Annotated in this window: 24 protein-coding genes; 18 read left to right on the top strand and 6 right to left on the bottom strand. The window is 71.3% G+C overall.

The features are described 5' to 3' along the window. Window positions 1-22 precede the first annotated feature (22 nt). Genes ACAX67_RS00315 through ACAX67_RS00295 form a run of 5 tightly spaced genes read left to right on the top strand, consistent with a single transcriptional unit; the run spans window position 23 to window position 3,200 of the window. On the top strand, window positions 23-364 hold the full coding sequence (locus ACAX67_RS00315) for a YrdB family protein (RefSeq protein ID WP_370701816.1): 342 nt from the start codon (window positions 23-25) through the stop codon (window positions 362-364). A 46-nt stretch (window positions 365-410) separates the two neighbouring features. Beyond that, window positions 411-1,151: a prolipoprotein diacylglyceryl transferase gene (locus tag ACAX67_RS00310; protein ID WP_370701815.1), complete on the top strand. Its 741-nt coding sequence runs from the start codon at window positions 411-413 to the stop codon at window positions 1,149-1,151. Next, window positions 1,148-2,713: a radical SAM protein gene (locus ACAX67_RS00305; RefSeq protein ID WP_370701814.1), complete on the top strand. Its 1,566-nt coding sequence runs from the start codon at window positions 1,148-1,150 to the stop codon at window positions 2,711-2,713. Before ACAX67_RS00310 ends, ACAX67_RS00305 begins: the two co-directional genes overlap by 4 nt. Further along, window positions 2,710-2,874 carry a hypothetical protein gene (locus ACAX67_RS00300; protein ID WP_370701813.1) on the top strand — a complete coding sequence of 55 codons (165 nt, stop codon included), beginning with the start codon at window positions 2,710-2,712 and terminating at the stop codon, window positions 2,872-2,874. The genes ACAX67_RS00305 and ACAX67_RS00300 overlap by 4 nt, the downstream gene beginning before the upstream one ends. Beyond that, the gene (locus ACAX67_RS00295; RefSeq protein WP_370701812.1) at window positions 2,871-3,200 is read left to right on the top strand and encodes a hypothetical protein; all 330 of its coding nucleotides are present in this window, start codon (window positions 2,871-2,873) and stop codon (window positions 3,198-3,200) included. The genes ACAX67_RS00300 and ACAX67_RS00295 overlap by 4 nt, the downstream gene beginning before the upstream one ends. On the opposite strand, the gene icmF is transcribed toward ACAX67_RS00295, so the two are convergent. From icmF to ACAX67_RS00275, 4 genes are all read right to left on the bottom strand, one after another. Next, window positions 3,197-6,358 carry a fused isobutyryl-CoA mutase/GTPase IcmF gene (icmF, locus tag ACAX67_RS00290; protein ID WP_370701811.1) on the bottom strand — a complete coding sequence of 1,054 codons (3,162 nt, stop codon included), beginning with the start codon at window positions 6,356-6,358 and terminating at the stop codon, window positions 3,197-3,199. The genes ACAX67_RS00295 and icmF overlap by 4 nt on opposite strands. A 92-nt stretch (window positions 6,359-6,450) precedes the next feature. Beyond that, window positions 6,451-6,966, bottom strand: a complete 516-nt coding sequence (locus ACAX67_RS00285; RefSeq protein ID WP_370701810.1) for a low molecular weight protein-tyrosine-phosphatase — start codon at window positions 6,964-6,966, stop codon at window positions 6,451-6,453. Further along, complete coding sequence (locus ACAX67_RS00280) at window positions 6,963-7,361, bottom strand: phage holin family protein (protein WP_370701809.1); 399 nt, start codon at window positions 7,359-7,361, stop codon at window positions 6,963-6,965. The genes ACAX67_RS00285 and ACAX67_RS00280 overlap by 4 nt, the downstream gene beginning before the upstream one ends. 13 nt (window positions 7,362-7,374) lie before the next feature. Then, on the bottom strand, window positions 7,375-8,058 hold the full coding sequence (locus ACAX67_RS00275) for a GntR family transcriptional regulator (RefSeq protein WP_370701808.1): 684 nt from the start codon (window positions 8,056-8,058) through the stop codon (window positions 7,375-7,377). Between the two features lie 107 nt (window positions 8,059-8,165). On the opposite strand from ACAX67_RS00275, the gene ACAX67_RS00270 reads away from it, so the two are divergent. The 11 genes from ACAX67_RS00270 to ACAX67_RS00220 all read left to right on the top strand — a co-directional run bounded on the left by ACAX67_RS00270 (window position 8,166) and on the right by ACAX67_RS00220 (window position 19,047). Beyond that, window positions 8,166-9,080, top strand: coding sequence for a dimethylarginine dimethylaminohydrolase family protein (locus tag ACAX67_RS00270; protein WP_370701807.1), 915 nt, complete (start codon window positions 8,166-8,168; stop codon window positions 9,078-9,080). 10 nt (window positions 9,081-9,090) lie between these two features. After that, a complete protein-coding gene (gene hisC, locus ACAX67_RS00265; protein WP_370701806.1) occupies window positions 9,091-10,161 on the top strand; it encodes a histidinol-phosphate transaminase in 1,071 nt (356 codons plus the stop codon). A gap of 66 nt (window positions 10,162-10,227) precedes the next feature. After that, a complete protein-coding gene (locus tag ACAX67_RS00260; RefSeq protein ID WP_370701805.1) occupies window positions 10,228-10,944 on the top strand; it encodes a DUF2510 domain-containing protein in 717 nt (238 codons plus the stop codon). A 20-nt stretch (window positions 10,945-10,964) separates the two neighbouring features. Beyond that, complete coding sequence (locus ACAX67_RS00255; RefSeq protein WP_370701804.1) at window positions 10,965-11,219, top strand: hypothetical protein; 255 nt, start codon at window positions 10,965-10,967, stop codon at window positions 11,217-11,219. Window positions 11,220-11,319: 100 nt separating this feature from the next. Continuing rightward, window positions 11,320-12,243, top strand: coding sequence for a DUF2510 domain-containing protein (locus tag ACAX67_RS00250; RefSeq protein WP_370701803.1), 924 nt, complete (start codon window positions 11,320-11,322; stop codon window positions 12,241-12,243). 27 nt (window positions 12,244-12,270) lie between these two features. After that, window positions 12,271-13,146, top strand: a complete 876-nt coding sequence (locus ACAX67_RS00245) for a hypothetical protein (RefSeq protein ID WP_370701802.1) — start codon at window positions 12,271-12,273, stop codon at window positions 13,144-13,146. Between the two features lie 58 nt (window positions 13,147-13,204). Next, window positions 13,205-13,993 carry a hypothetical protein gene (locus tag ACAX67_RS00240; protein ID WP_370701801.1) on the top strand — a complete coding sequence of 263 codons (789 nt, stop codon included), beginning with the start codon at window positions 13,205-13,207 and terminating at the stop codon, window positions 13,991-13,993. A gap of 283 nt (window positions 13,994-14,276) precedes the next feature. Beyond that, window positions 14,277-15,437, top strand: a complete 1,161-nt coding sequence (gene pdhA / locus ACAX67_RS00235) for a pyruvate dehydrogenase (acetyl-transferring) E1 component subunit alpha (protein WP_527890979.1) — start codon at window positions 14,277-14,279, stop codon at window positions 15,435-15,437. Then, on the top strand, window positions 15,437-16,420 hold the full coding sequence (locus ACAX67_RS00230) for an alpha-ketoacid dehydrogenase subunit beta (protein WP_370701800.1): 984 nt from the start codon (window positions 15,437-15,439) through the stop codon (window positions 16,418-16,420). Before pdhA ends, ACAX67_RS00230 begins: the two co-directional genes overlap by 1 nt. Before the next feature lie 3 nt (window positions 16,421-16,423). Further along, window positions 16,424-17,914: a dihydrolipoamide acetyltransferase family protein gene (locus ACAX67_RS00225; RefSeq protein WP_370701799.1), complete on the top strand. Its 1,491-nt coding sequence runs from the start codon at window positions 16,424-16,426 to the stop codon at window positions 17,912-17,914. Between the two features lie 74 nt (window positions 17,915-17,988). After that, window positions 17,989-19,047 carry a serine/threonine-protein kinase gene (locus ACAX67_RS00220; RefSeq protein WP_370701798.1) on the top strand — a complete coding sequence of 353 codons (1,059 nt, stop codon included), beginning with the start codon at window positions 17,989-17,991 and terminating at the stop codon, window positions 19,045-19,047. On the opposite strand, the gene ACAX67_RS00215 is transcribed toward ACAX67_RS00220, so the two are convergent. After that, window positions 19,044-20,585, bottom strand: coding sequence for a hypothetical protein (locus tag ACAX67_RS00215; protein ID WP_370701797.1), 1,542 nt, complete (start codon window positions 20,583-20,585; stop codon window positions 19,044-19,046). The two genes, ACAX67_RS00220 and ACAX67_RS00215, sit on opposite strands and share 4 nt — an antisense overlap. Window positions 20,586-20,698: 113 nt before the next feature. Continuing rightward, a complete protein-coding gene (locus tag ACAX67_RS00210; protein WP_370701796.1) occupies window positions 20,699-22,144 on the bottom strand; it encodes a M1 family metallopeptidase in 1,446 nt (481 codons plus the stop codon). 231 nt (window positions 22,145-22,375) lie between these two features. Here ACAX67_RS00210 and ACAX67_RS00205 point away from each other — a divergent pair, with 231 nt between their 5' ends. Continuing rightward, window positions 22,376-23,629, top strand: coding sequence for a choice-of-anchor P domain-containing protein (locus ACAX67_RS00205; RefSeq protein WP_370701795.1), 1,254 nt, complete (start codon window positions 22,376-22,378; stop codon window positions 23,627-23,629). Between the two features lie 190 nt (window positions 23,630-23,819). Beyond that, entirely contained in the window at window positions 23,820-26,381 is a 2,562-nt protein-coding gene (locus ACAX67_RS00200) for an amidohydrolase family protein (protein WP_370701794.1), read from the top strand. Window positions 26,382-26,456 lie beyond the last annotated feature (75 nt).

Here is a 26,456-nt window from a genome sequence, read left to right as displayed (position 1 = left end):
GCCGGGGGTGCATCATCTGCACGTGGCGATTTTCGGTTGGACGGTCTTGGGTCTGGTGTTCGTCGACGAGCTGCTCGCGATGGCCGCCTTCGGGGTGTGGGGGTGGGACCACGATCCCCGGTGGCTGCTCGTGTGGGCGCTCCCCGCGATCGCGATGGCCGGCTGGTTCTTCATGGCCTCGCCGCAGGCCCGCTACGGCGGTCCGGTCACCCGTCCCGTCGCCAAGGCCGGCGTCTTCACGCTGGCCACGCTGGCGCTGTGGGACTCCGGCCACGAGACCTGGGCATGGATGTTCCTCGTCTTCTCCGTCGTCGTGAACGCCCTGGCGCTCCTGCCCACCGTCCGCGTGCTGGTGGAGGAGTAGCTCGGACCCCTCCGGTGCGACACGTCGTCGTGTGAGGATGTGGCGCATGCTGCTGCAGCGGATCGGACCGGTGCCGAGCCACGATCTCTTCGTGGGGCTCGGGGTCGCGGTCGCGGTGGTGGTGTTCGTGGCCGAGGCGCGTCGCCGGGGACAGACCGACGAGCGGTTGATCTACGTCGTCGCGGGTGCCCTGGTCGGCGGCGCGCTGCTGATGCGGCTCGGCACCTGGGCCCAGCACGTCGACCTGCGTGACAACGCCACGCTCGCCGAGCAGTGGCTCTACGGCAACCGGTCCATCCTCGGCGGCCTGGTGGGAGCGTGGCTCGGCGTCCACGTCGCGAAGCGCATCTGTCGCTACCCGTTCCGCACCGGCGACCTGTTCGCGCCGGCCGTGGCTCTCGGCATGGCGGTCGGCCGGGTGGGGTGCTTCCTCACCGAGCTGCCGGGCACGCCGACCGACCTGCCGTGGGCGGTCCACGGGCGGCACCCGTCGTTCCTCTACGAGATCGCCTTCCACCTCGCGGCGTTCCTGGTCCTGTGGCTGTGGTTGCGCCACGCCGACCTGCCGGCGGGCACCACGTTCGTCTGGTACGTCGCTGCGTACGGCGTGTTCCGCTTCCTCGTCGAGTTCGTCCGCGGCAACGAGGTCGCGTGGATGGGCCTGACGCGTCCGCAGCTGTTCCTGCTCTGCACGATCCCGCTGGTGCTGCTGCGGATCGGCGTGCAGGTGCACCGTGGCGCCTACCGTGGCCTGCGCCCGGCCGTCGGGGCGGAGGTGCCCGCTTGAGCACGCGTCGCGGTCCGGGGATGCCCCTCCGGGACGGCCGGGTCCACCGCTACGTCAACGCGTTCTGCCCGCTGTGCCACGAGGAGCAGCCGGACCGGGCGCTCGCCGAGGTCCGGCGACTGTCCGGTTGGCTGTCGATCCAGGACGACCGGGTCTGGCTGGAGCGTGGCTGCGAGGTCCACGGGCTGGTCCGCACGCTCTACGACGAGTCCCCCGAGATCCTCGCCTACCTCGAGCAGTGGACCGCGCCGACCAAGGTGCACACGCCGGACCGCACGGGCAACTTCAAGCCCGTGCCCGCGGCCTACGAGGACGGGCTGCCGGAGATGCAGTCCCAGCACACCTGCATCCTGCTCGAGGACCTGCTCGACCACTGCAACCTCAAGTGCCCCACCTGCTTCGCCGAGTCCGCACCGGCCCGTGCGGGCGTGGCGCCGCTGGACCGGGTCCTCGCCTCGATCGACGCCAGGCTGTCCCGCGAGAACGGCCGGATCGACGTCCTCATGCTGTCCGGCGGCGAACCGACCCTCTACCCGTGGCTGGCCGAGCTCCTCGACGAGGTCGCCCGGAGGCCGGTCGTCCGCATCCTGGTGAACACCAATGGGCTGCTCGTCGCCCGCGACGACGCGCTGCTCGACCTCCTCACCCGGCACCGGGAGCGCGTCGAGGTCTACCTGCAGTACGACGGCCACTCCGCCGAGGCATCGACCCACCACCGTGGTGCGGACATCCGCCGCTTCAAGGAGGTCGCGATCGACCGGCTGTCCTCGCGCGGCATCTTCACCACCCTCACCATGACCGCCGCGCTCGGCGTCAACGACGACGAGATCGGGTTCGTCCTCAAGCGCGCGCTGGACACGCCGTACGTCGGTGGGGTCACGGTCCAGCCGGTGTTCGGCAGTGGGCGCAGCGCCGGGATCGACCCCCTGGACCGGCTCACCCACACCGGCGTCCTCGCCCGCCTCGGTGAGCAGACCGCAGGTCTCGTGACGTGGCGCGACCTGACGGCGCTGCCGTGCAGCCACCCGCACTGCTGCTCGGTCGGCTACCTCCTCAAGGACGACTCCGGCAGCTGGCGCTCCCTGGTGTCCCTCATCGGCCACGACCGGCTCAGGCAGTGGCTCGACCTCGAACCGGACCTCCTCGCCAACCGGATCGCCGACGACACCATCCCCGCGGCGATGCGCACGATCGTGAAGGACTCGCTGCTCGACCTGCTGTCGGAGCAGTCCAGCCTCAGCCACCCGTCGATGGCCACGATCTGGCGCGACATCTGCACCCACTGCGACCTCGGCATCGGCACCCTGGCCACCCTGGCGTCGGCGCGGCTACCCGGTCAGCACCAGCGCCTGCGACGGCTGCTGGGCGAACGGGTGCTCCGGGTCACCGTGAAGCCCTTCATGGACATGAACACGATGATCGAGGAGCGGCTCACCCAGTGCTGCGTGCACGTCGCGACGGTCAACCAGGAGGACGGCGGCCACCAGTGCGCGCCCTTCTGCGCACTGCAGGCGTGGGCCCCGCTGTCGCGGACGCGGTTGTCGACGGCGGTGGGTCGATGAGCGATCCGCGCCTGGTCGAGCCGCAGCGGGTGGTGCCGTCGGCGGACGGAGCCGATGCGTGTGCCCACCGCTACTGGTGCCGCACCCGGATCACCGCAGTTCTGCTGCTGGCCCTGCTGCTGGTGGGACTCGTCGTCGGAGGGGTGTGGTGGCTGCGGTGAACCAGCCTGACAAGACCAACAAGGTCCTCGGATACCTGCTGGGCGGGCTCGTCATCGGCCCGATCCTGGCCGTCGGGTGCCCGTTCCTCGGCGTGGTCGTCGGTGGGTCGGCGTCGACCCAGAGCAACGACTACAGCGACACCCCGATCGCGATCGGCATCATCGCTGGCCTGCTGCTGCCGCTGCTGATCCCGGTCCCGCTCCTGTTCAGGCCCGCCACCCGACCCTGGGGGGTGGGGATCCTGATCGGAGCGGCGCTCACGATGATCGTGCTCGGTGGGATCTGCGCCGGCTTCATCTACCTGCTCAGCCAGGAGTCCGCCTAGACGTTGCGTCGGTACTGGCCCCCGACCTCGAAGAAGGCCTCGGTGACCTGGCCGAGGGAGCAGACCCGCGCAGCGTCCATGAGCACGGCGAACACGTTGTCGCCGTTGGTGGCCGCCTCCTTGAGGCGCGCGATGGCGGCGTCGGCGGCGTCGGCGTTGGTCGCGCGGAACGTCTCGACCCGGTCGAGCTGCGAGCGCTTCTCGTCCTCGGTCGCGCGGGCGAGCTCGACGTGCTCGGGCGTGCCGTCCTCGGCCTCCCGGCTGCGGAACGTGTTGACCCCGATGATCGGCAGCGAGCCATCGTGCTTGCGGTGCTCGTAGAGCATCGACTCGTCCTGGATGCGGCCGCGCTGGTAGCCGGTCTCCATCGCGCCGAGCACGCCGCCGCGCTCGGAGATCCGGTCGAACTCGGCGAGCACGGCCTCCTCGACGAGGTCGGTGAGCTGGTCGACGACGAACGAGCCCTGCAGCGGGTTCTCGTTCATGGCGAGGCCCCACTCGCGGTTGATGATCATCTGGATGGCGAGCGCCCGGCGCACCGACTCGTCGGTGGGCGTGGTGACGGCCTCGTCGTAGGCGTTGGTGTGCAGCGAGTTGGCGTTGTCGTAGATCGCGCACAGCGCCTGCAGGGTGGTGCGGATGTCGTTGAACGCCATCTCCTGCGCGTGCAGGGACCGACCAGAGGTCTGCACGTGGTACTTCAGCTTCTGCGAGCGGTCGTTGGCGCCGTACCGCTCCCTCATCGCGACCGCCCAGATGCGACGGGCGACGCGGCCGAGCACCGTGTACTCGGGGTCCATTCCGTTGCTGAAGAAGAAGGAGAGGTTGGGGGCGAACTCGTCGATGTCCATGCCCCGCGCCAGGTAGGACTCCACGTAGGTGAAGCCGTTGGCGAGGGTGAACGCGAGCTGGCTGATGGGGTTCGCCCCGGCCTCGGCGATGTGGTAGCCGGAGATGGAGACCGAGTAGAAGTTGCGGACCCCCTTCTCGATGAACCACTCCTGGATGTCGGCCATGCACCGCAGCGAGAACTCGGTGGAGAACAGGCAGGTGTTCTGGCCCTGGTCCTCCTTGAGGATGTCGGCCTGCACGGTGCCGCGCACCGTGCGCAGCGCCTCCTCGGGGTCCATGCCCTTCTCGCGCGCCTGGTCGATCACGGTGTTCAGGAAGAACGCGAGCACCGTGGGCGCCGGGCCGTTGATCGTCATCGACACCGACGTCGTCGGAGAGGTCAGGTCGAAGCCGTCGTAGAGGGCCTTCATGTCCTCGAGCGTCGCGACGCTGACACCGGACGTGCCGATCTTGCCGTAGATGTCGGGCCGTTCGGCCGGGTCGCGTCCGTAGAGCGTGACGGAGTCGAAGGCCGTCGACAGGCGCGTCGCCGGCTGGTCCTCGGCGAGCAGCTTGAAGCGCCGGTTGGTGCGGAACGGGTCGCCCTCGCCGGCGAACATCCGCGCCGGGTCCTCGTTCTCGCGCTTGTAGGGGAACACGCCGGCCGTGTAGGGGAAGAAGCCCGGCAGGTTCTCGCGCCGCCAGAAGCGCACGAGCTCGCCGTGGTCGTCGAAGTGGGGTACGGCGACCCGCGGGATGCGGCTGCCGGAGAGGGACTCGCGGCCGGCGTCCTCGGCGTACCGCGCGCTCACCTCGGGCCAGGACTCCAGCTGGTCGCGGACCGCGTCGGGCAGCGCGTGCACGGCCTGCTGGGCGAGCTCCTTGGCCTCGGGCACCTCGGCGGCGACGACGGCGAACCGCTGCGCGCGACGGGCCTGGTCGACCAGCTCGTCGGTGGTCGCGTGGTAGTCGCGGACGGTGCCCGCGATCTCGGAGAGGTAGCGGACCCGCTCGGGCGGCAGCACCTGCTGGATGCGCGTCGACAGCTTGTGGTCGACGGGCGCGAGGCTGCTCCCGCCGACGCGGAGGCCGTGACCGGCAAGCTCGTCACGGAGGAACTGGTAGAGCGCGGTGACGCCGTCGTCGTCGAAGGTCGCCGCCGACGTGCCGAAGACCGGCATGTCCTCGGGTCGCTGGCCGAAGGCCTCGCGGTTGCGGACCAGCTGGCGGGCCACCTCGCGCAGCGCGTCCTGCGCGCCGCGTCGCTCGAACTTGTTGATCGCCACCGCGTCGGCGAAGTCGAGCATGTCGATCTTCTCGAGCTGCGAGGCGGCGCCGTACTCCGGCGTCATGACGTAGAGGCTCGTGCCCCGGCCCTCGAGGTAGGGCAGGATCGCGGCGTCGCCCTGGCCGATGCCCGGGGTCTCGACGATGACGAGGTCGAAGCCCGCGGCCTTGGTCGCGGTGATGACGTCGCTGAGGTGCTCGGGCAGCTCGTGCGCACCGCGGGTGGCGAGGCTGCGGAAGAAGACCTGGTCGCGGCTGAGCCCCGGACCGTCGAGGTCGAGGCTGTTCATCCGGATCCGGTCGCCCAGCAGGGCGCCACCGCCCTTGCGGCGGGTCGGGTCGACGGCCAGCACCGCGACGCGGAGCCGGTCGCCCTGGTCCATCCTGATCCGGCGCACCAGCTCGTCGGTGAGCGAGCTCTTGCCGCTGCCGCCGGTGCCGGTGATGCCGAGCACGGGGACCTCGCGGGAGGCGGCCGCCTCGCGCAGCCGCGCGAGCTCCGCCTCGTCGACCTGGCCGGTCTCGATGCCGGTGATCATCCGGGAGAGCGCGGTCCGTCCGCCGGCCAGCACGTCGTCGGCGCTCGCGGCGCCGGCGACCCAGAGGTCGTGGTCGCAGTCGCGGACCACGGAGTTGATCATCCCGGGCAGGCCCATCCGCTGGCCGTCCTCGGGGGAGAAGATGGTCACGCCGGAGTCGCGCAGGCGGTTGATCTCGTCCTGCACGATGACGCCCCCGCCGCCCCCGACGACCTTGACGTGCCCGGCGCCGCGGTCGCGCAGCTGCTGCACCAGGTACTCGAAGTACTCCACGTGGCCGCCCTGGTAGGACGACACCGCGACGCCCTGGACGTCCTCCTCCAGCGCCGCCTCGACGACCTCCGCCACCGAGCGGTTGTGGCCGAGGTGGATCACCTCGCAGCCCTGCGCCTGGAAGATGCGCCGCATGATGTTGATGGCGGCGTCGTGCCCGTCGAACAGGCTCGAGGCCGTCACCAGCCGGATGGGGTTGGTGGGCGAGTGGAGGGGCTCGCGGACCATGGTCACCTCGTTCAGTCGGCGATTTAGTAGGACGTCCTAGCAAAATAGTAGGACATCCAACTAAATAGCCAATCGAGCCGGTGTTATCCCCGTCACGTCCGGTCGCGCAGCGCGGCGACGAGCGCGTCGGCGGTCCGCTCGACCATCGCGAGGACCTCGGCGAACCCGTCGTCCCCGCCGTAGTAGGGGTCGGGGACCTCGGCGCCCGGCTCCCGCGGGTCGAAGTCGCCGAAGAGCCGCACCCGCTCGGGGTCGGCGCCGGCGCCGGCGCCGCCGAGCGCTCGGAGGTCGCGCAGGTTCTGCCTGTCCATCGCGAGCAGCAGGTCGTTGTCGGTCAGCCACGCGGGGTCCACCTGACGGGCGCGGTGGGCCGAGGCGTCGTACCCCTCCTTCGTCAGGAGTACGGCGGCGCGCTCGTCCATCGGCTCCCCGACGTGCCAGTCGCCCGTGCCGGCGCTGACGACCTCGACCGACGCGCCGAGGCCGGCGGCGGCGACCCGCTCGGAGAGCACGACGTCGGCCATGGGGGAGCGGCAGATGTTGCCGAGGCAGACGAGCGCGATGCGGTAGCGACCCGGCGTCCGCGGTGCGGGGAGGGCCGGGGTCACTCCTTCTCCTCGACGCCGACGATCGCGTCGAGGACCCAGGTGGTGATGCTGATGATGATGGCGCCGCCGACCGCCGGCCAGAAGCCGGTGACGTGGAAGCCGACGTCGAGGAGGTCGGCGAGCCAGTCGGTGATCAGCAGCAGCAGGGCGTTGACCACGATGAGGAACAGCCCGAGCGTGAGCAGGATCAGCGGGAAGGACAGCACGACCAGCACCGGCTTCACGAGGGCCGTGACGACGGCGAGCACGAGGGCGACCCCGAGGAGCGGGACCAGCTTGTGCTCGAGCTCGGCCTGGCCGTGGTCGGGTCCGTTGAACCCGATGCCGTCCATGACCTGTGCGGCCGCCGCGAGGGCGATGCTGGTGATCGCCCAGCGGGCGAGGAACTCGACCATGACGCGGAGTCTGTCAGGTCAGCGCGAGCGCCTCGACGATCTCGTCGGCGGCGTCGTCGATGTGGTGGCGCAGGAACTCGTGGGCGGCCGCGACGTCGTCGACTTCCAGCAGCCGGACCAGCGCCTCGTGCGACTCCGCCTGGTCGTGGGCGTTGCGTCGCACGCGGTCGACCTGCGCCAGTGCGAGCTTCAGCTCGTCCATCAGGCTCTCGGCCATCTGCACCAGGCGTGGGCTGCCGGTGAGCTCGACGAGCGAGACGTGGAAGGCGAGGTGGCGCTCGTTGAGCTCCTCGTAGGAGGCCCGGCCGCTGCGAACAGCGGTCGTGTAGGCCTCGAGCGTCTGCCGGACCCGCTTGCGCGCGTCGTCGTCGGCCGCCGCCCACGCCTCGATGCCGGCGCCTTCCAGCACCCAGCGCGCCGCGCAGACGTCGCGGACCGACTCCGCGCGGGGCGTGGCGACGGTGACGCCGCGGTTGGGCTCACGGGTGGCGAGACCCTCGGCGACCAGAGCGCGCAGGGCCTCCCGGACGGTCGGGCGGGAGACCCCGAGGGACTCCGCGAGCGCGATCTCGCGCAGCGGCGTGCCGCTCTCGACCTCGCCCTCGAAGACGGCCCGCCGCAGCTCGGCGGTCACCCGCTCGACGGTCGAGGCGTGCTCGACGCTGAGCGAGTCGAAGCGTGCTGGGGGCGCAGGCATGCGCCCATTCTCGCGCATCCGGCGGATGCCTGTATGCTCTGACCATTGTCAGATTGTCAGACAATTATTTCTCGCCGCCGAGACCTGATCCAGAGGGGAGCCACACAGTGCTGAGCTGGGGTCGTCACTACGCGATGGTCGAGCCGTCGCAGTTCCGCATCGACTACGCCATCAACCCCTTCATGGATCCGGCCGTGCAGCCCGACCTCGCCCGCGCCACGCTCCAGTGGGAGACCCTGGTGGAGGCGCTGCGCGCGGCCGGCGCGACGGTCGACGTGATCCCCGGTCGGGCCGACAGCCCCGACATGGTCTACGCGATGAACCTCGGTCTGGCGCTGGTGCGCCCCGAGGCCGAGGGCGTGTGCCGCCAGGTGGTCATGTCCCACATGCGCTTCCCGCAGCGCCGCAACGAGACGCCCAGCGCCCGGGAGTGGTTCGCGGGCCAGGGCTTCACGACGTCGTACGTCGGACGCGACGGCGTCGGCGCGCACTTCGAGGCCGGCGACGCCTTCCCGTTCGGGGGCGAGCTGCTCGTGGGCGTCGGGCCGCGCACCGACGAGCTGGCGCTCAAGCACCTGGCGACCGACCTCGGGATCGGGGTCCGCGGTCTGCGGATCACGCACCCGGGGATGTACCACCTCGACCTCGCCTTCTGCCCGCTCGACGAGCGGCGCGCGATCGTGTGCCCCGACGCCCTCGACCCGGCCTCTGCCGAGGCGCTGCTGGCGTTGGTGCCCGAGCCGATCGTGATCTCCGAGGAGGAGGCGATCGGCACGCTGTGCGCCAACTCCGTCGTGATCGGCCGCACCGTCGTCATGCCCGCATGCCCGCCGCACGTGCGCGAGCAGCTCGAGGCCTGGGGCTTCGAGGTCGTGCTGGTCGACGTGACGGAGTTCCACCTCGGCGGTGGCTCGATCCGGTGCATGACCAACCCGCTCGACATCACGATCGGCCGCGAGCTCGAGCCCGTGGCCGGTGGACGGGTCCTCCTGCCGCCCTCGGAGGACCTCCCCGCCGCGTAGGGTCGATCCCATGCTCGAGCCCCTGCCGCACGTACGCGAGATCCCGCCGTACGTCCCGGGCAAGCCACCGCCGGCCCGTCCCGGGCTGACCGCCTACAAGCTGTCGTCCAACGAGAACCCCTACCCGCCCCTGCCGGGCGTCCTCGGCGCCGCGGAGCAGGCGGCGTCGGCGATGAACCGCTACCCCGACATGGGCTGCGTCGCGCTCTACGACGCGCTCGCGACCCGGCTCGGGGTCGGCACGGACCAGCTCGCGGCAGCGACCGGCTCGGTGGCCTCGATCTACCACCTCCTCACCGCCTACTGCGGACCCGGCGACGAGGTCGTGCACGCCTGGCGGTCCTTCGAGGCCTACCCGATCGCGATCACGGCCTCCGGCGCGACCGGCGTGAAGGTGCCCGTCACCGCCGACGGCCGTCACGACCTCGACGCCATGGCGGCGGCGATCACCGACCGCACCAAGGTGGTGCTGGTCTGCACGCCGAACAACCCGACCGGCCCCGCGCTGACGCACAGCGAGGTCGCCGCTTTCGTCGCGTCGGTGCCCGACCGGGTCCTCGTCGTCGTCGACGAGGCATACCTCGAGTTCGTGCGGATGGCCGACCCGGTCGACGGGCCGGCCCTGCTCCGCGCCCACCCCAACGTGGTCCTGATGCGGACCTTCTCGAAGGCCTACGGCCTGGCCGGTCTCCGGGTCGGGTACGCCGTCGCCCACCCGGACGTCGCCGGCGCGCTCCGCGCGGTGGCGCTGCCCTTCGGTGTCTCATCGGTCGCCCAGGCGGCAGCGGTCGCGTCCCTGGCGAGCGAGGACGCTCTGCAGGCCCGGGTCGACTCCCTCGTCGACGAGCGCGCGCGGATGGTCGAGGGCATCGTCGCCGCGGGATGGTCGGTGCCCGACCCGCAGGGCAACTTCGTCTGGTTCGCCCTGGGGGAGCGCAGCGCCGCGTTCGCCGCCGCCGCGGGGGAGGCCGGCCTGGCCGTGCGGCCCTTCGCCGGCGAGGGCGTGCGGGTCAGCGTCGGGGAGCCGGAGGCGACCGATCGGCTCGTCGACCTGCTGCAGACGCTCGAACCACCCGCCTGACTGATCGACCCAGGACTCCGGGGTGACTACGGTTGTCCTGTCCCGCACGACGTCCCAGGAGTCCCGGTGCCCGGAGAGACCCCCAGCCAGCCCGGCTGGTACCCCGACCACAACGGTCAGATGCGCTGGTACGACGGCGCAGCCTGGACCGACCACGTCCAGCCCGGCTCCGGCGCGACCGGCTCCGAGGCGACCTTCGTGCAGCCCGGCACCCCCGAGCCGACCCGTCCGCTCGAGCAGCAGGGGTGGCCCGGGCAGGGACCGACGAGCCCGCCGCCGTCGGGCCCGCCGCCGACGCCCTACGGCGCCGTCCCGCAGCCGTCCTTCCCGGGCGGCCCGGGCGCCGGTGAGCCGGGCGGCCCCGGGGGGCCCGGCTACCCGCCGCCCTCGGGCGACGGCAACCGCGGCCTGCTGGTCCTGCTGGCGATCGTGGGCGCCGTCGTGCTGGTCGCCATCCTCGCGGTCCTGGCATGGGCGATCTTCCTGCGCGACGACGACAGCGGCGGGAGCAGCAGCGACGACGCGACGTCCAGCGAGGCACCGAGTGACTCCTCGTCCTCGGACGGGTCCGCCTCCACCGAGGCGACCCCGACCGCGCCGTCGGTCCCGTCGGACACGTCGACGGACGCACCGACGGACCTGTTCACGGACATCCCGACCGACCTGTTCTCGGACCTGCCGACCGACCTGTTCTCGGACTTCCCGACCGACCCCTCGGAGCTGGAGTCCTACTTCTCCGACTACTTCTCGGACTTCTCGGAGTTCTTCACCGACACACCGTGAGCCGAACCTAGGGTGTTGCCATGAGCCAGCCGCCGTACGGTGTTCCGCCGCAGCAAGGCCAGCCGGTCCCGCAGCCGGGCTACCCGCCCGCGCCCCCGCAGGGCTACCCGCCTGCGCCGCCGCAGGGCTACCCGCCGGCGTACGCAGCCGGTCCGGGCCTCCCCCCGCCGCCGCCCAACAAGAAGCGCACGGTCGGGCTGCTGATGGGCTTCCTGACGACCTTCGCGCTGCTCGGGTTCGTCCTCCTGGTGCTCCTCATCAGCAAGCTCGACTGACGATCTCCTCGTCCGCAGGGTTCGCGGACGAGAAGTCGTGGAATGATGCCCGCCGTTGTCACCCGCGCACCGCGGGTCGTCCCAGTCGTCAGGAGACGCGATGTCAGACCCGAACCAGCCCTCCGTCCCTCCCGGGTGGTATCCCGACGGCCAGGGCGGTCAGCGCTGGTGGGACGGCACCCAGTGGACCGAGCACACCCAGCCCCCCGCGGGCGGTGCGCCGGCCGCTCCTGCGGCGCCGGCAGCTCCGGCCGCACCCGCCACGCCCCCACCGTCCGCGCCGCCGGGTGACATGCCGACGATGGTCGCGCCGAACCGCGCGGCCGACTACCCGCCCCAGCAGCCGGGTCAGCAGCCGGGCCAGCCCGGCGCCGGCCAGCCCGGCCAGCCCGCGGCGCCGCAGGGCGTGTACGGCGCCCCGGCCGGTCAGCCGGGCTACGGCCAGCCCGGCTACGGCCAGCCCGGCGCCTACGGTCAGTCCTTCGGCGGCGCCCCGGTCGGCGGCGGTGGCGCCAACGGCAAGCTGATCGCGATCATCGGCGGCGGTCTCGTCCTCCTGCTGGTGCTCGTCGCCGGGGGCTGGTTCGTCATCAGCAAGGTCACGGGAGGCGACCCGGACGACGTCGCCGAGGACTACCTCAACGCGAGCGTCGACGGTGACTTCGAGAGGATCTGCGAGCTCGTCCGCGAGGAGGACCAGAAGACGTTCTTCGACGAGCTCGACATCGACAGCTGTGACGACGTCGACGACGCGATCAAGGACGACCCCGACTTCGACCAGAGCGACCTCGAGGACTACCAGAACGACTTCAAGACCGACTTCGAGATCGGCGACGTCGACGAGAAGGACAAGACCGCGGAGGTGAAGTTCACCTCGAAGACCGAGTACACCGGCGACGACGAGGACATCGCCAGCTACTACGACGACAACGAGGAGAGCAAGGGCACGATCTACCTCGTCAAGGAGGACGGCGACTGGAAGGTCAACGCGGAGAAGTTCGACGGCGCCGGCATCTTCTCCTGACGCGCTGATCTCGGGGGAGGACCCGGCATGAGGCACGCCTTCGCCGTCTTCGCGGTGCTGCTCGCCACGCTGTTGGTGCCGCTCGGCATCGGCTCGACCTGGCTGGCGCTCCGCGTCGACGACACCCAGGCCTACGTCGACACCGTCGCGCCACTGGCCGACAACGCCGACCTGCGCGCGCGGCTCGCCGACGAGGTGGCCGGTGCCGCGGTCGCGACCCTGCAGAGCAAGGTGCCGGTCGGCCTGCCCGCCTCGCTGGAGGCCACGGTGCGGACCTCGACGGAGACCATCGTCGAGAGCGACGGCTTCCCGGAGTTCTGGCGCAAGGCCAACGCCGACACCCACCGCGAGTTCCTCGCGGTCGTGCACGACGAGAAGGGCCACGTCGACACGAGCGGCTGGGTGGTCGTCGACCTGCGCCCGCTCCTCGACCAGGTGCTGGAGGACGTGCTGGCGAGCATCCCGGGCGGCGACCGGATCACGCTGCCCTCGACGCCGCTGCCGCTGCCGGTGATCCGCGAGCCGGACCTCGAGAAGGGACGCACCCTCTACCAGCTGCTCGACGGCCTGTCGTTCTGGGTGCCGTTGCTGTGGGCGGTGCTGGTGCTCCTCGCGGTGGTCGCGGTGCCCGGGTGGCGCGGCCGGCTGCGCACCCTCGCCGCCGCGATGGTCGGGCTGGTGATCGGCGGTGCCCTCGTCATCGCCGCGATCGGGCCGCTCAAGAGCCTCGTGGTGGACCACGTCGAGCCGGAGAAGCGCGACCTCGCACGGCTCGTAATCGACGTCGTGCTCGACACGCTGCGCAACGAGGCCCTGACGCTGGTGGTGGTCGGGCTGCTCGTCGCGGTGCTGCTGATGGCCGTCTCGCTGCTGCCACGGCGGTCGCGGACGTCGTACGCCTGAGGGCCGACTCCCGGTAAATGCCCCTCAGGCGCGGTGAACGGCGTTTACCCTCCTCACCGTGAGCAACCAGTACCCCGGACCCGGCCAACCCGGCGAACTCCCTCCGACCCAGGTCGCGCCCGGAGGCGTGCCGCCCCAGCAACCCCCCGCCCCGCAGCAGCCCTACGGCGCCCCGCCGCAGCAGTCGCCGTACGGTGCGCCGCAGCAGCCGTACGGCGCCCCGCCGCCCCCGCCTCCGGGCGGCGGCTACGGCGCGCCCCCGACCGGAGGTGGCGGCGGCAAGAAGGTGGGCCTGATCATCGGCCTGGTCGTGCTGTTGGTGCTGCTGATCGGTGGGGGCGCCTGGGCCGCGGTGGCGGCCTTCGGCGGCGACGACAGCGACGACTCGCCGAAGAAGACGGTCACCATCACGAGCACCGCCCCGACGGCGCCGTCGACCGACCTCAGCGCGAGCACCGCGACCTCGGCACCGACCGAGGTCACGACGCCGACCGAGGTGACGTCGTCGACCGCCGGCGGCGTGCCGGCCGCCGACCCGCAGATCACGGCGCGGGCCTACCTGGACTCCCTCGTCACGGGCGACTGCCTCGCGGTCGAGGGGCTGTCGACCCCCGAGTGGTTCTCCAGCGAGTACGGCAACCAGAAGGGCTGCAAGAAGGCCTCACCGAACGCCGACATGTCGGCCGCGGAGTACGAGTTCCAGCCCGCTGCCGACAACGGCGACGGCTCGATCACGCTGGTCGCCAAGGTCACCGCGCCCGGGACCGACGGGTTCACCGCGACGTGGAGCCTGGTGCCCAACGACGACGGCTCCGACTGGCTGGTGGGCTTCTTCCTGCTCGCCTGAGCGACACCAGCACCGCACGGGTGGCGGGTCCGGACACCGGGCCCGCCACCCGCGCATTTCTCGCCGGACGACCAGCGGAGAAGTGGTAGGAGTTCCGACTGTCGGAGGCCCGAATATCGGTCTTCCTAGTTGATTCGCCAGCGTCGATACGCCCCGCTAGCGTGTGCGCCGCTACGCTTGTGGCCCCGATCACATGGCCGCACCACCCCCGTGGCCCGTGAGCGGACAACACCGGCCACCGGACAGCGGAGACCCCGCCGTCCGGCGAGACGAAGGATGTGCTGTGACCCCTCAAGACACTGGATTCGGACCGGACCTCGTCGAGGTGTTCGGGCCCAAGCACGAGGACGGCGGACCGGAGCTGATCCAGCTCCTCACTCCTGAGGGAGAGCGGGTCCACCATCCCGAGTTCGACATGGAGTTCTCCGCCGAGCAGCTCCGCGGGTTCTACCGCGACATGGTGCTCGTGCGCCGCATCGACGTCGAGGCGACCGCCCTCCAGCGTCACGGCGAGCTCGGCATCTGGGCCCAGCTCCTCGGCCAGGAGGCCGCGCAGATCGGCGCCGGCCGCGCCCTGCGCCCGCACGACTTCGTCTTTCCCACCTACCGCGAGCACGGCGTCGCGTGGTGCCGTGGGCTCGACCCGCTGAAGCTCCTCGGCCTCTTCCGTGGCGTCGACCACGGCGACTGGGACCCGAAGGAGTTCGGCTTAAACCTCTACACGATCGTCATCGGGGCCCAGACCCTCCACGCGGTCGGCTACGCGATGGGCATGCAGCGCGACGGTGTCGTCGGCACCGGTGACCCAGAGCGCGACGCCGCCGTGCTCGCCCACTTCGGCGACGGCGCCAGCAGCCAGGGCGACGTCAACGAGTCCTTCATCTTCGCGGCGTCGTACAACGCGCCGGTGGTGTTCTTCTGCCAGAACAACCAGTGGGCCATCTCCGAGCCGATCGAGCGGCAGAGCCGGATCCCGCTCTACCAGCGCGCCCTCGGCTTCGGCTTCCCCGGCCTGCGGGTCGACGGCAACGACGTGCTCGCGACCTACGCGGTGACCCAGGCGGCGCTGCAGCGCGCCCGCGACGGCCAGGGCCCGACCTTCATCGAGGCCTACACCTACCGGATGGGTGCCCACACCACGACCGACGACCCGACGCGCTACCGGTTGAGCGCCGACGTCGAGAGCTGGAAGCTCCGCGACCCCATCGCGCGCCTGGAGGTCTTCCTCAAGCGCAGCGGATCCGCCGACGACGCGTTCTTCGCCGACGTCGCGGCCGAGGCCGACGCGATCGGGCACACGCTGCGCGAGGGCTGCAAGGCGATGCCCGACCCCCGGCCGCTCGACATCTTCGACCGGGTCTACAGCGAGATCCCGCCGGAGCTGGCGGCGCAGCGGGACGGCTTCGCCGACTACCTCGCCTCGTTCGAAGGGTCGGTGCACTGATGGCCACGCAGAAGGTGACCCTGGCCAAGGGCCTCAACATGGGCCTGCGCAAGGCGATGGAGGCCGACGACAAGGTCCTGCTCATGGGTGAGGACGTCGGCACGCTCGGCGGCGTCTTCCGCATCACCGACGGCCTGCAGAAGGACTTCGGCGAGGACCGCGTCATCGACTCCCCGCTCGCGGAGTCGGGGATCGTCGGCACCGCGGTCGGCATGGCGATGCGGGGCTACCGCCCGGTCGTCGAGATCCAGTTCGACGGCTTCGTCTACCCCGCCTACGACCAGATCGTGTGCCAGGTGGCCAAGCTGCACTTCCGCAGCCAGGGCCGCATCAAGATGCCGATGGTGATCCGGATCCCGTTCGGCGGCGGCATCGGCGCGGTCGAGCACCACTCGGAGTCGCCCGAGGCGCAGTTCGCGCACACGCCCGGGCTGAAGGTCGTCAGCTGCTCCAACCCGGTCGACGGCTACTGGATGATCCAGCAGGCGATCGCCCACGACGACCCGGTGATCTTCCTGGAGCCCAAGCGGCAGTACCACGCGGAGAGGGCCGAGCTCGACGAGGACGCCACGCCGCAGCCGCTCTTCAGCTCGCGCGTGGTCCGGCAGGGCAGCGACGCGACCGTGCTCGCCTACGGGCCGACGGTGAAGACCGCGATGAAGGCCGCCGAGGCGGCAGCAGGCGAGGGCAAGTCGCTCGAGGTCATCGACCTGCGCACCCTCTCGCCCCTCGACATGGGCCCGGTCTACGACTCCGTGCGCCGCACCGGCCGCGCGGTCGTCGTCCACGAGGCCCACGTCAACCTCGGCCTCGGCGCCGAGCTGGCCGCCCGGATCACCGAGGAGTGCTTCTACTCCCTGGAGGCCCCGGTGCTGCGGGTGGGCGGGTTCGACACGCCCTACCCGGCCTCGCGCCTGGAGGAGGACTGGCTCCCCGACCTGGACCGGGTCCTCGATGCCGTCGACCGCAGCCTGGAGGTCTGAACCGTGCCCGAGTACCTGCTTCCCGACGTCGGTGAGGGCCTCACCGAGGCCGAGATCGTGACCTGGAAGGTCAAGGTCGGCGACGTCGTCGCCATCAACGATGTCGTCGTCGAGATCGAGACCGCGAAGTCGCTGGTCGAGCTGCCGACGCCGTACGCCGGCGCGGTGACCGCGATCCTCGTGCCCGAGGGGGAGACGGTGCCGGTCGGCACCCCGATCATCGCGATCGGCGAGCCGGCGGAGGCGACCGCCGGGGGAGCCCCGGACGCGCCGATGGAGATCGACCTGTCCAACCCCGCCGCCAGCGGCAGCGGGGAGGGGGAGTCGCTCGTCGGCCGCATCAAGGCCGACCGCGGCGCCACCCGGCGCGCGCGCCGCCCCCTGACGGAGGCGGCCGGGCAGCGCACCGCGCTCGCCGACGTGCACGACGTCTTCAACCAGAACGCCACCGACCAGCACAGCAAGGTGGCCCAGCTGGTCTCGACGGTGCTCGACACCGCCGAGGACCAGGCCCGGGCAGCCGGTGAGCCGGGCGGGGTCGAGGCGCCGGCGCCCGCCGACCCCTCCGCGGACGCCGCGGACGCCGCGGACGTCGGGACCGGTGACGTCCGGGTCCTCGCCAAGCCGCCCGTGCGCAAGCTGGCCAAGGACCTCGGGGTCGACCTCCGCCAGCTCACGCCGACCGGTCCGGGCGGCACCGTCACCCGGGCCGACGTCGAGGGCGCACGCTCCTCCGCCGAGGCCGCACCCTCCTCGACCGGGGGGTCGGTCCGGCCCGCCCAGGTCGCAGCAGGGGAGCGGGAGACCCGGGAGCCCATCAAGGGCGTGCGGAAGATGATGGCGACGGCGATGACGCAGTCGGCCTTCACCGCGCCGCACGTGACCGAGTGGGTCACCATCGACGCGACCGCGACCGTCGAGCTCGTCGCGCGGCTCAAGGAGCGCCGGGAGTTCCGCGGCGTCAAGGTCTCGCCCCTGCTCGTCTACGCACGGGCCGTGATCCTGGCGATGCGGCGCACGCCGATGATCAACTCCTACTGGGACGAGGCCGCCGGGGAGGTCGTGGTCAAGCACTACGTCAACCTCGGCATCGCGGCCGCCACCCCGCGGGGGCTCGTCGTGCCGAACGTGAAGGACGCGCAGGACCTCAGTCTGGTCGAGCTCGCCCAGGCCATCGAGGGACTGACCGCGACGGCCCGCGAGGGCCGCACCCAGCCGGCCGACATGGCGGGCGGCAGCTTCACGATCACCAACGTCGGCGTGTTCGGCGTCGACGTCGGCACGCCGATCATCAACCCGGGCGAGTCCGCGATCCTCTGCATGGGCGCGATCAAGCCGATGCCGTGGGTCGTCGACGACCAGGTGGTGCCGCGCCAGGTGACCACGCTCGCGCTGTCCTTCGACCACCGTCACATCGACGGAGCGACGGGCTCGCAGTTCCTGGCCGACGTGGCGGGGATCATCGCCGACCCGGCGACGGCGCTGCTCTTCTGACGCGGTCGTCCCGACGCCGTCCCGCCTGTGGAGGGCGGGTTGGCGGCAGGGGCGAGCGCCGGTAGGAACGGGGCATGTCCCCGCCCGAGGCGCTGCTGCGGCCGGGCACGCGGATCGGTCCCTACACGATCGTCCGCGAGCTCGGGCGCGGCGGCATGGGCGTGGTCCACGAGGCCGTCGAGACCTCGCTCGACCGGCGGGTGGCGCTGAAGGTGGTCTCGCCCGCCCTCGCCGGCGACCCGGTCTTCCGCGCGCACCTCACCACGGAGGCGCGCGTGCAGGCCTCGCTCGACTCGCCGTACGTGCTGCCGGTCTTCGCCCACGGTGAGGTCGACGGCGTGCTCTACCTCGTGTCGCCGTACCTCCCGGACGGCGACCTCCGTGGGCGGCTGCGGACGCGCGGTCCGCTCCCGACCCGCACCGCTCTCGCCGTGGTGGCTGACGTCGCGCACGGCCTCGCCGACGCCCACGCGGCCGGTCTCGTGCACCGCGACATCAAGCCCTCCAACGTGCTGCTGCGCGAGCGCGGCGGGCGGCTCGCCGCCTACCTGGCCGACTTCGGCGTCGCCGCGCGGGCATCGCCCGAGGCACGCCAGGAGAGCGCCGCGGCGGACGTCGAGGCCCTCGCCCGGCTGCTCCTCGCCGCCGTCGGAGGACGGCCGGACCGACGGGTACGACGCCTCCTGCGCACCGCGCTCGCCGACGATCCCGCCGCGCGGCCCCCCACGGCCGCGGCGCTGCGGGACGACCTGCGCCGGGCCGCGGCACGCGCCGAGCGCGCCCCCACCGTCCGTCGGTACGGCGTCCTGACCCCTCTGGTCGCGGCCGCGCTGGCGGTGGGCGCCGTCGCCGTGGTCCGCGGACCGGCGACGACGTCCGGCACGGCGGACGCGGGGGCCGACGAGCAGGTGGCGGCGGCGCACCTCGCGGCTGCGCTCGTCGCCGGCGCCGGGTTCACCGCCGACCAGGCCGCGTGCGCGGCCGGCGCCCTCGTGCGGTCCGAAGGCGTCGACCGGCTCCGGGCCGCCGGCGTGCTCGACGACGACCTCGCGGTGCTCGCTCGCACCGCGGCCGGTCCCCGGCTCCTCGGCGAGGTGGTCGAGGCGAGTGCGTCCTGCCTCTTCCGGTCCTAGCCGTCAGCCAGCCGGATCAGCCCGGCCACCGTCGCGACGTAGAGCGTCCCGTCGGGGCCGAGGTAGATGGCCGCGTAGTGGTTGTTCCACTGGATGCCGGTGCCGGTGAGCCGGCTCCACCGGACCTTGCCCGTGCGGATGTCGATCGCGCTGATGTACCAGGCGTCGATGAGGTCCTTGCGCACCGGCTTCGTGTAGGCGTAGACGAGCCCGTTGCCGAGCGAGGCCTTCGCGACGGAGGTCGGCGCGATCACGGTGGAGTTGGTCCAGGCGACCCGGCAGCCGCTCGCCTGGACGAGCACCCGGGCCATGCCCGGGGTGGTCGACTTCCCGAGCAGCGTGGACTGCACGCCGGCGTACCCGTAGTTGTTCTCGATGATCAAGGAATTGCCCGCTGCCACCAGGCTGTTCTCCGTCGCGCTCGCACCGTCGGCGAGCACGGGCACGGAGCAGTGCAGCCGGTCGCTGACGCCCTTGCGGCGGTCGTAGACGACCACGTTGGCGCGGGGCTCGGCGTTGTCGGCGATCGCGATCCACCGCTTGCCGATGAGGGTGGGCGAGGTCCCCGAGCCCTGCGAGAGCTGGCCGGGCTTCGTCACGGTGCCGCGGTCGTAGGGGATCCGCCAGGTCACCGCGGGCGCCCCGGAGGCGTCGGCGTCCATGCGGTAGGTCGCGTGCGTGGTGACGAGGTACATGCCGCCGGTCTCGTCACCGGAGATCGAGTTGAAGATGCCCTCGCCCTCGGGCAGTCGGGTCGCGTGCACGTCTCCGGTCGCGCGGTCCAGGGTGCCGACGACGCCCTGCTGGCTGAACCACCACAGCCGCCCCGCCCAGTCGACGCCGGTCGCGACGAGGCAGTCGCCCTCGGGCAGGTAGGAGGCCATCGGCCAGTCGTGGACGCGGGTGAGGGTGCCGTCGCCGGCCACGGCGACCTCGGCGATCCCGGAGTCGGTCGTCGTCGCGAACGCGTGGTCGTGCGCGTCGAGGAAGAAGTAGGTGCCACCGCAGATGTCGGTCAGTGGGTTGGCGCCGCTCGCGAGGTCGCGCTCGGAGATGCGCAGCTCGTCGACCACGCCGAGCGTCACCGGGTCGATGACCATCATCGTGAAGCCCTCGAGGCCGCCGCACAGTCCGACGATGCGGTGCCGGGAGTCGAAGGCGATCGTCGCGCACTCCCGCACGCCGTAGCTGCGCGACTTCAGCACCAGCTTGCGGCCGAGAGGTCCGCTGACGTCGTACGCGTCGGTGCTGTAGGGGTCGTCGTGCATGCTGCTCGTGCCGTTGGTCGCCAGGTAGGGGTTCTGGGGCACCGGCGGCGCGGCGAGCGGCTTCTTGAACGCCGGGGTGCCTTCGAAGTGCGGGACCAGCAGGTCGGTCGGCAGCGAAGGGATCGGCAGGCCGGGAAGGGCCGGGATCGGCGGCAGGCTGGGTCCGGCGGGCACCGCCGGGTCGTCGGCCCGCGCGGAGGTCGTCGCGGAGGTGACGAGCGCGAGCACGGCCGCGGCAGCGGCCAGTCGCGCGACGGGGAGCACGCGCATGGGATTCTTTCGGTTGCTGAGGAGCTCGCGGAGCACGAACGAGCGTCTCGAAACGGTTGCTGAGGAGCTCGCGAGGAACGAACGAGCGTCTCGAAGCATAGAACTTGTTCTAGTTATCCGTCACCTGTTCGCGGCGGAGTTGTCCTTCCGAGCAGCCAGTCGTCGAAGAAGGACGTCAGCTCCAGCCCGGTCTGCTGCTCGATCCACGACAGGTAGTCCTCCCGGTCCGCGTTGCCGTAGGCGTGCTCGGCGGGCCAGGCCTCCAGCAGCGCGTAGAACGGCTCGTCGCCGATCTTGTGACGCAGCTCGTTCCACATCAGGGCGGGGCCGTAGTAGATGTTGCCGTCGCCGAACTTGCTCGGGTCGTAGTCGGCGGGCGGCCCCGAGTAGTCGCGCGACTCGCGCTCGTAGGACGCCCACGCGTCCATCTTCTCGTCCACGGAGATGCGCTCCTGCTGGGCCTCCCACATGCCTTGGAGGTACATCGCCATGCCCTCGTTCATCCAGACGTCGCGCCAGTCCGAGGGCGTGACGGTGTCGCCGTACCAGTGGTGGGCCAGCTCGTGCACGACGACGGCCCGCGACGTCGCGTAGGGCGTCGAGCCGAGCGTGATCATGGTCTGGGTCTCCATGCCGCTCGAGCCGTCGTAGATCAAGATCCCGGCGGTGTCGAACGGGTAGGGCCCGAGGATGCCCTCGAGCCAGTCGATCGCCTCGCCGGCGTACTCCGTCTCGCCGAGGGCCGACGGGTCGTCGGTCGGGCCCCAGATCGTCACCGGCACCCCGCTCTCGGACTCCAGGTGCGTCGGCGTGTAGTCGCCGAACGCCACCGTGACGAGGTACGACGACGCCGGCTCGTCGAGGTGCCACGTCGTCGTGCGCAGCCCGCCGTCCTCCGAGGTGTCGGTCAGCGCGCCGTTGGCGATCCCGGTCCACGGCTCCGGGACCGTGAGCGTGAAGTCGTAGAACGCCTTGTCGGCCGGCTGGTCGTTGACGGCGTACCAGGTGAAGGCGCCGTAGGGCTCCTGGATCGTCCAGGTCTGGTGCTCCGGGGTGACGTGCCAGCCCTCGCCCTCGCGGAAGTCGGAGCGCTCGGTCGGCGCCGGGGCGGGCCGGGGCGTGCCCGAGTAGGTGATCGCGAGGGTGTGCTCCTCGTCCTCGCGCACGGCGTAGTGGACGATCAGGTCGTGGTCGGCGCGGTCGTAGGGGACGTCGTCGCCGTCGACCGTCAACGAGGAGATGTCGAGCACGTCGTCGAAGTCGAGCCGCACGTCCGCGGCGACGGCGGTCGCGCGGAAGGTCAGCTCCTCGGTCGCGTCGAGGGTGTCGGTCTCCGGCGTCCAGGCCAGCGAGAGGCCGTAGTGGAGCGCGTCGACGAGCGGGTCGCCGACCTCGGGGTAGACCGAGTCCTCGCGCGGCGTGCTCTCGGCCGCGTCGAGGTCGTCGGTCGCCGGGGTGGGGTCCGCGGGCGTCGCGGTGCCCTCGGGAGCCGGTTTCGGCCGGTCGTCGGACCCGTCGACGGAGAAGATGCCGCAGCCCGAGAGGGTCAGGGCGAGCACGGCGGCAGCGGCGCGTGCTGTCCGATATCGACGTGGCACTGCCACATCATGCACTCAAGGCGTTTCCAAACACGTAGTCCACCGTTATCCATTTGAGCACCACGCGACTAGACCAGCCGATACGATCCAGTGCACCACCTGGCGGTCACGAGGGATGCCCGTCGGGATTTCATTTTCTTTAAGGAGCTTTCCCCTATGCGACGTCTTGCCCTGAGGGGTGCGCTGCTTGCCATGGCCAGCAGCGTGATCCTGCTCCCGGGCGGCCCGGCCCATGCCGCGCCCGTGGTGCCCACCAAGGCCGCTGCCTCCGCCCCGCGTCCGACCGACTTCGGTCTCCACGCGATGGGTTACGGCACGGCCATCAAGGGCGGCCAGATCCCGCTCGCGTCCGGAGCCACCGGCTTCGCCCACATCACCTGCACGACGCTGGCCGGCCTCAACCGGTCCAACGGCGTCGCGAACGTCGACCTGCCGGGCCTCGGCACCATCGACGCGCTGACCACCAAGGTCGCGACCATCAAGAAGGGGAAGGTCGTCACGGCGACCTCCGAGCACAAGCTGGCCGGCATCACGCTGCTCCAGACCGCGCTCGGCAGCCTCTCCCTCGGCGCGGTGAGCTCGAGCGCCAAGGTCTGGCACGACGCCAGCGGCTTCCACTCCCAGGTGGACACGCAGATCGCCGGCATCGTGCTGACGCTGCCGGGCCAGGACCCGCAGGTCATCGCGATCCCGACCCTCGGCAAGCCGATCGAGATCCCGGGCCTGCTCCGGATCACCCTCGGTGAGACCAAGGAGGTCAAGAAGGAGCACTCGATCTTCGCCCGGGCCCAGGCCCTGCTGATCGAGATCCTCCCGACCAACACCCGGGTCAAGATCGCGCTCTCCCGGGCGCGGATGACCGACGGTGTCGTCAACTCGATCATGAGCGGCTACGCCGCCGGCCTCAAGGGCAAGGTCCTCAACACCGGCGACTCCTCGCTGCTGACGATCGGCCGCACCCCGTCGAAGGACCTCCCCTGCGAGGGCACCGGGGGCGTCGTGAAGCAGACCCACACCGTGGGCCTCAACATCCCGGCCGCCCTCAACGTGGGAGCCGCCAACGCCGCCGTCTACGGCGTGCAGTGGGGCCGCCGCCGCGCCAAGGCGTGGAGCCAGGCCTCCATCGCGCACGTCTCGATCGCCGACGGCGCCATCGAGATCGACGGCATCCAGGCGCGGGCCAACGTCAAGCGGGTCCCGGGCAAGCTGGTCCGCAACACGCGAGGCACGAAGACACTGACGATCACGGTCAACGGGGAGCCGCAGTCGCTGCCGCCCCTCGGCACGATCGAGATCCCGGGTGTCGTGAAGATCCAGGAGGGCGTCACCACGATGGTGCGCGGCGGCATCGAGGTGATCGCCCTGCAGGTGACCCTCCTCGACGGCACCGGCGCGGTCATCGACCTCGGCGTCGCCCGGGCCCAGGTCAAGAAGGCTATCCGCTGATCGCCTGAGCACCTCCGACGGCGGCCGTTCCCCGGCAGGGGAGCGGCCGCCGTTGCATTTCTCCGGCCGGGCGCGTTCGTCCCCGCAAAATCAGGACACTTGACCTGATGGGCGTTCCCCCGCGACCGTTGCGTCGTTGAGGATGTGGCGACGGTCACGCGGGCCGTCGGGCTGGACGAACGGGGTCGCTGTGGAGCGCAAGCAATCGATCCGGATCGGGTTGACGGTGGTGGCTGCCGCCGCCGTCGTGGCGACGGCGATCTCGGTGCCCGCCGCCGGGGGCGGCGGCGCGCTGACCCTGGCCGGCGCCTCCGAGCTCGACAAGGGAGCGCGCGGGCTGCCGCACGTCGATCCTCCGGGCACGCCGCCGCACAACCACAACGACCCCCGCACCAAGAACCTGGTCTCGCGCGCCGGCTTCGAGGAGGGCACGCAGGACCCCACCACCGCGGTGGAGCGTCAGGCCTCCGTCGCCTACGTGCAGCGCGAGCGCCAGCTGCCCGACCCGAAGCTGACCACCGTGCCGCCCTACCCGGCCCGCACGACGGTGCCCCAGACCCGCTACGCGATGGCCGGGGCCTGCTACACGATCCAGGCGCCGTCGGGCGCCTACGTGGTGCGCGAGGGCGCCGACGTCAGCCTCGCCGCCGTGCCGGCGTCGCAGGCCGCCGAGTTCTACTTCAAGGCGACCCGCCTCGGCGGCTACCTGGTGCACACCCCTGACGGCGAGCTCGCGAGCGTGCGCGGCAACGTCGCCGTCGCCGTGAAGCCCAGCCCCGACGCCGACTGGACCGTCACCCGCGACGCCGACGGCCTCTTCCACTTCCGCACCCTCGGCCACGACCAGGCGCTGACCGCGAGCGGCGCCGACCTGGTCGGCGGGACGGTCGCGACGCCGTACCGCCTCCGGCTGGGGTCGGCGGAGTGCACCGCCTACCCCGAGTCGCAGATCGACGTCGAGGGCGACCCCCACGCGGGCGTCACCTCCTACCAGGAGGTGCGCGGCTACGTCGACGCGCACACCCACGGCATGGCCTTCGAGTTCCTCGGCGGCGACGTGCACTGCGGGCGGCCCTGGCACGAGTACGGCGCGCCGTACGCCCTGGTCGACTGTCCCGACCACTCGCTGACCAACGGGTACGGCGCCGTGATGGAGGACTTCCTGTCCGGCACCACGCACCACGACCCGGTCGGCTGGCCGACCTTCAAGGACTGGCCGGCGCCGGAGTCGCTCACCCACGAGGGCACCTACTACCGGTGGCTCGAGCGCTCGTGGCGCGGCGGGCAGCGGCTGTTCGTCAACCTGCTCGTCGAGAACAACAAGCTGTGCCAGATCTACCCGATCAAGCGCAACTCCTGTGACGACATGGACTCGATCCGCCTGCAGGCGCACGACATGTACGAGATGCAGGACTACATCGACGCCCAGTTCGGCGGTCCGGGCAAGGGCTTCTACCGCATCGTCAAGACGCCCTTCGAGGCCAGACGGGTCATCAACAGCGGGAAGATGGCCGTGGTGATGGGCATCGAGACCAGCATCCCGTTCGGCTGCACGTACAAGAACGTGCTGGGTCACGACCAGCCGGCGTGCGACCCCGCCGAGATCGACGCGGGCCTCGACGAGATGCACGCGCTCGGCGTGCGCCAGATGGAGCTGGTCAACAAGTTCGACAACGCCCTCTCGGGTGTCGCGGGCGACTCCGGCGAGGTCGGGCTGCTCGTCAACTCGGCCAACTTCCTGGAGACCGGGTCGTTCTGGCAGATGCAGCACTGCGACCCGCCCGACGGCGAGAGCCACGACAACAACCAGACCACGCTGCCGACACTGCCGGCGCAGGACGCGATCTTCGGCGCGATCTTCCAGCTGTTCGGCGGGGCGATCTCGCTGCCGGCGCTGCCGCTCTACCCGCCGCCCGCGCACTGCAACAAGCGCGGCCTGACCGGCCTCGGCGACCACCTGATCCGCTCGATGGCCCAGCGGCACATGATCTTCGACCCCGACCACATGAGCGTGAAGGCCCGGCAGTCGTCGATGGACCTGATCGAGGACATCGACTACCCCGGTGTGATCTCCAGCCACTCGTGGTCGACGCCGGACGCCTACCCGCGGATCTATCGTGCGGGTGGCTTCATCACGCCGTACGCCGGTGACTCGACGGGCTTCGTCTCCAAGTGGCGCCGCCACATGGAGTGGGCGGACCCGCGCTACTACTGGGGCATCGGCTACGGCGCGGACATGAACGGGCTCGGTGCGCAGGGCAACCCGCGCGGACCCGACGTGCCCAACCCGGTGACCTATCCGTTCACGGGGCTCAACGGCGTGCAGATCGACCGGCAGCAGGCCGGCGAGCGGGTCTACGACATCAACGTCGACGGCGTCGCGCAGTACGGCCTCTACCCCGACTGGATCCAGGACCTCGGCAAGGTCGCGGACGCCGAGCACGCCGGTGACGGTGCCCTCATCCAGGACGACATGGCTCGCGGCGCCGAGGCCTACCTGCAGATGTGGGAGCGGGCGGAGGGCATCAAGGCCGACTCCTGCCGCAACCCCGGGCTTCGCAGGACGGTCGACCAGGTGCGGAGCCTGGTCAGCCCCGGGATGGGCACCGTCCAGGTGATGAGGAAGGTCGGCCAGCCCTACCTGCGCCTGGGCAGTGCCTACGGGATCTGTGCGAAGACCGACGCCTCGCCGCGGGTGATGGTGCGGATCGTCTTCGACAGGTCGGGGCACGTGGTCCGGGTCGTGTCGTAGCGGGCCCGGTCGCCGGTGAGGCGATCGTCACGCAGAGACCGAAGTTACCTACGGGTAAGATCCAGCACCTGGGCC

Origin of the sequence: Nocardioides candidus, assembly GCF_041321175.1 — a bacterium.
Classification (GTDB): Bacteria; Actinomycetota; Actinomycetes; order Propionibacteriales; family Nocardioidaceae; genus Nocardioides.
This window is presented reverse-complemented; position numbering and strand designations above follow the sequence as displayed.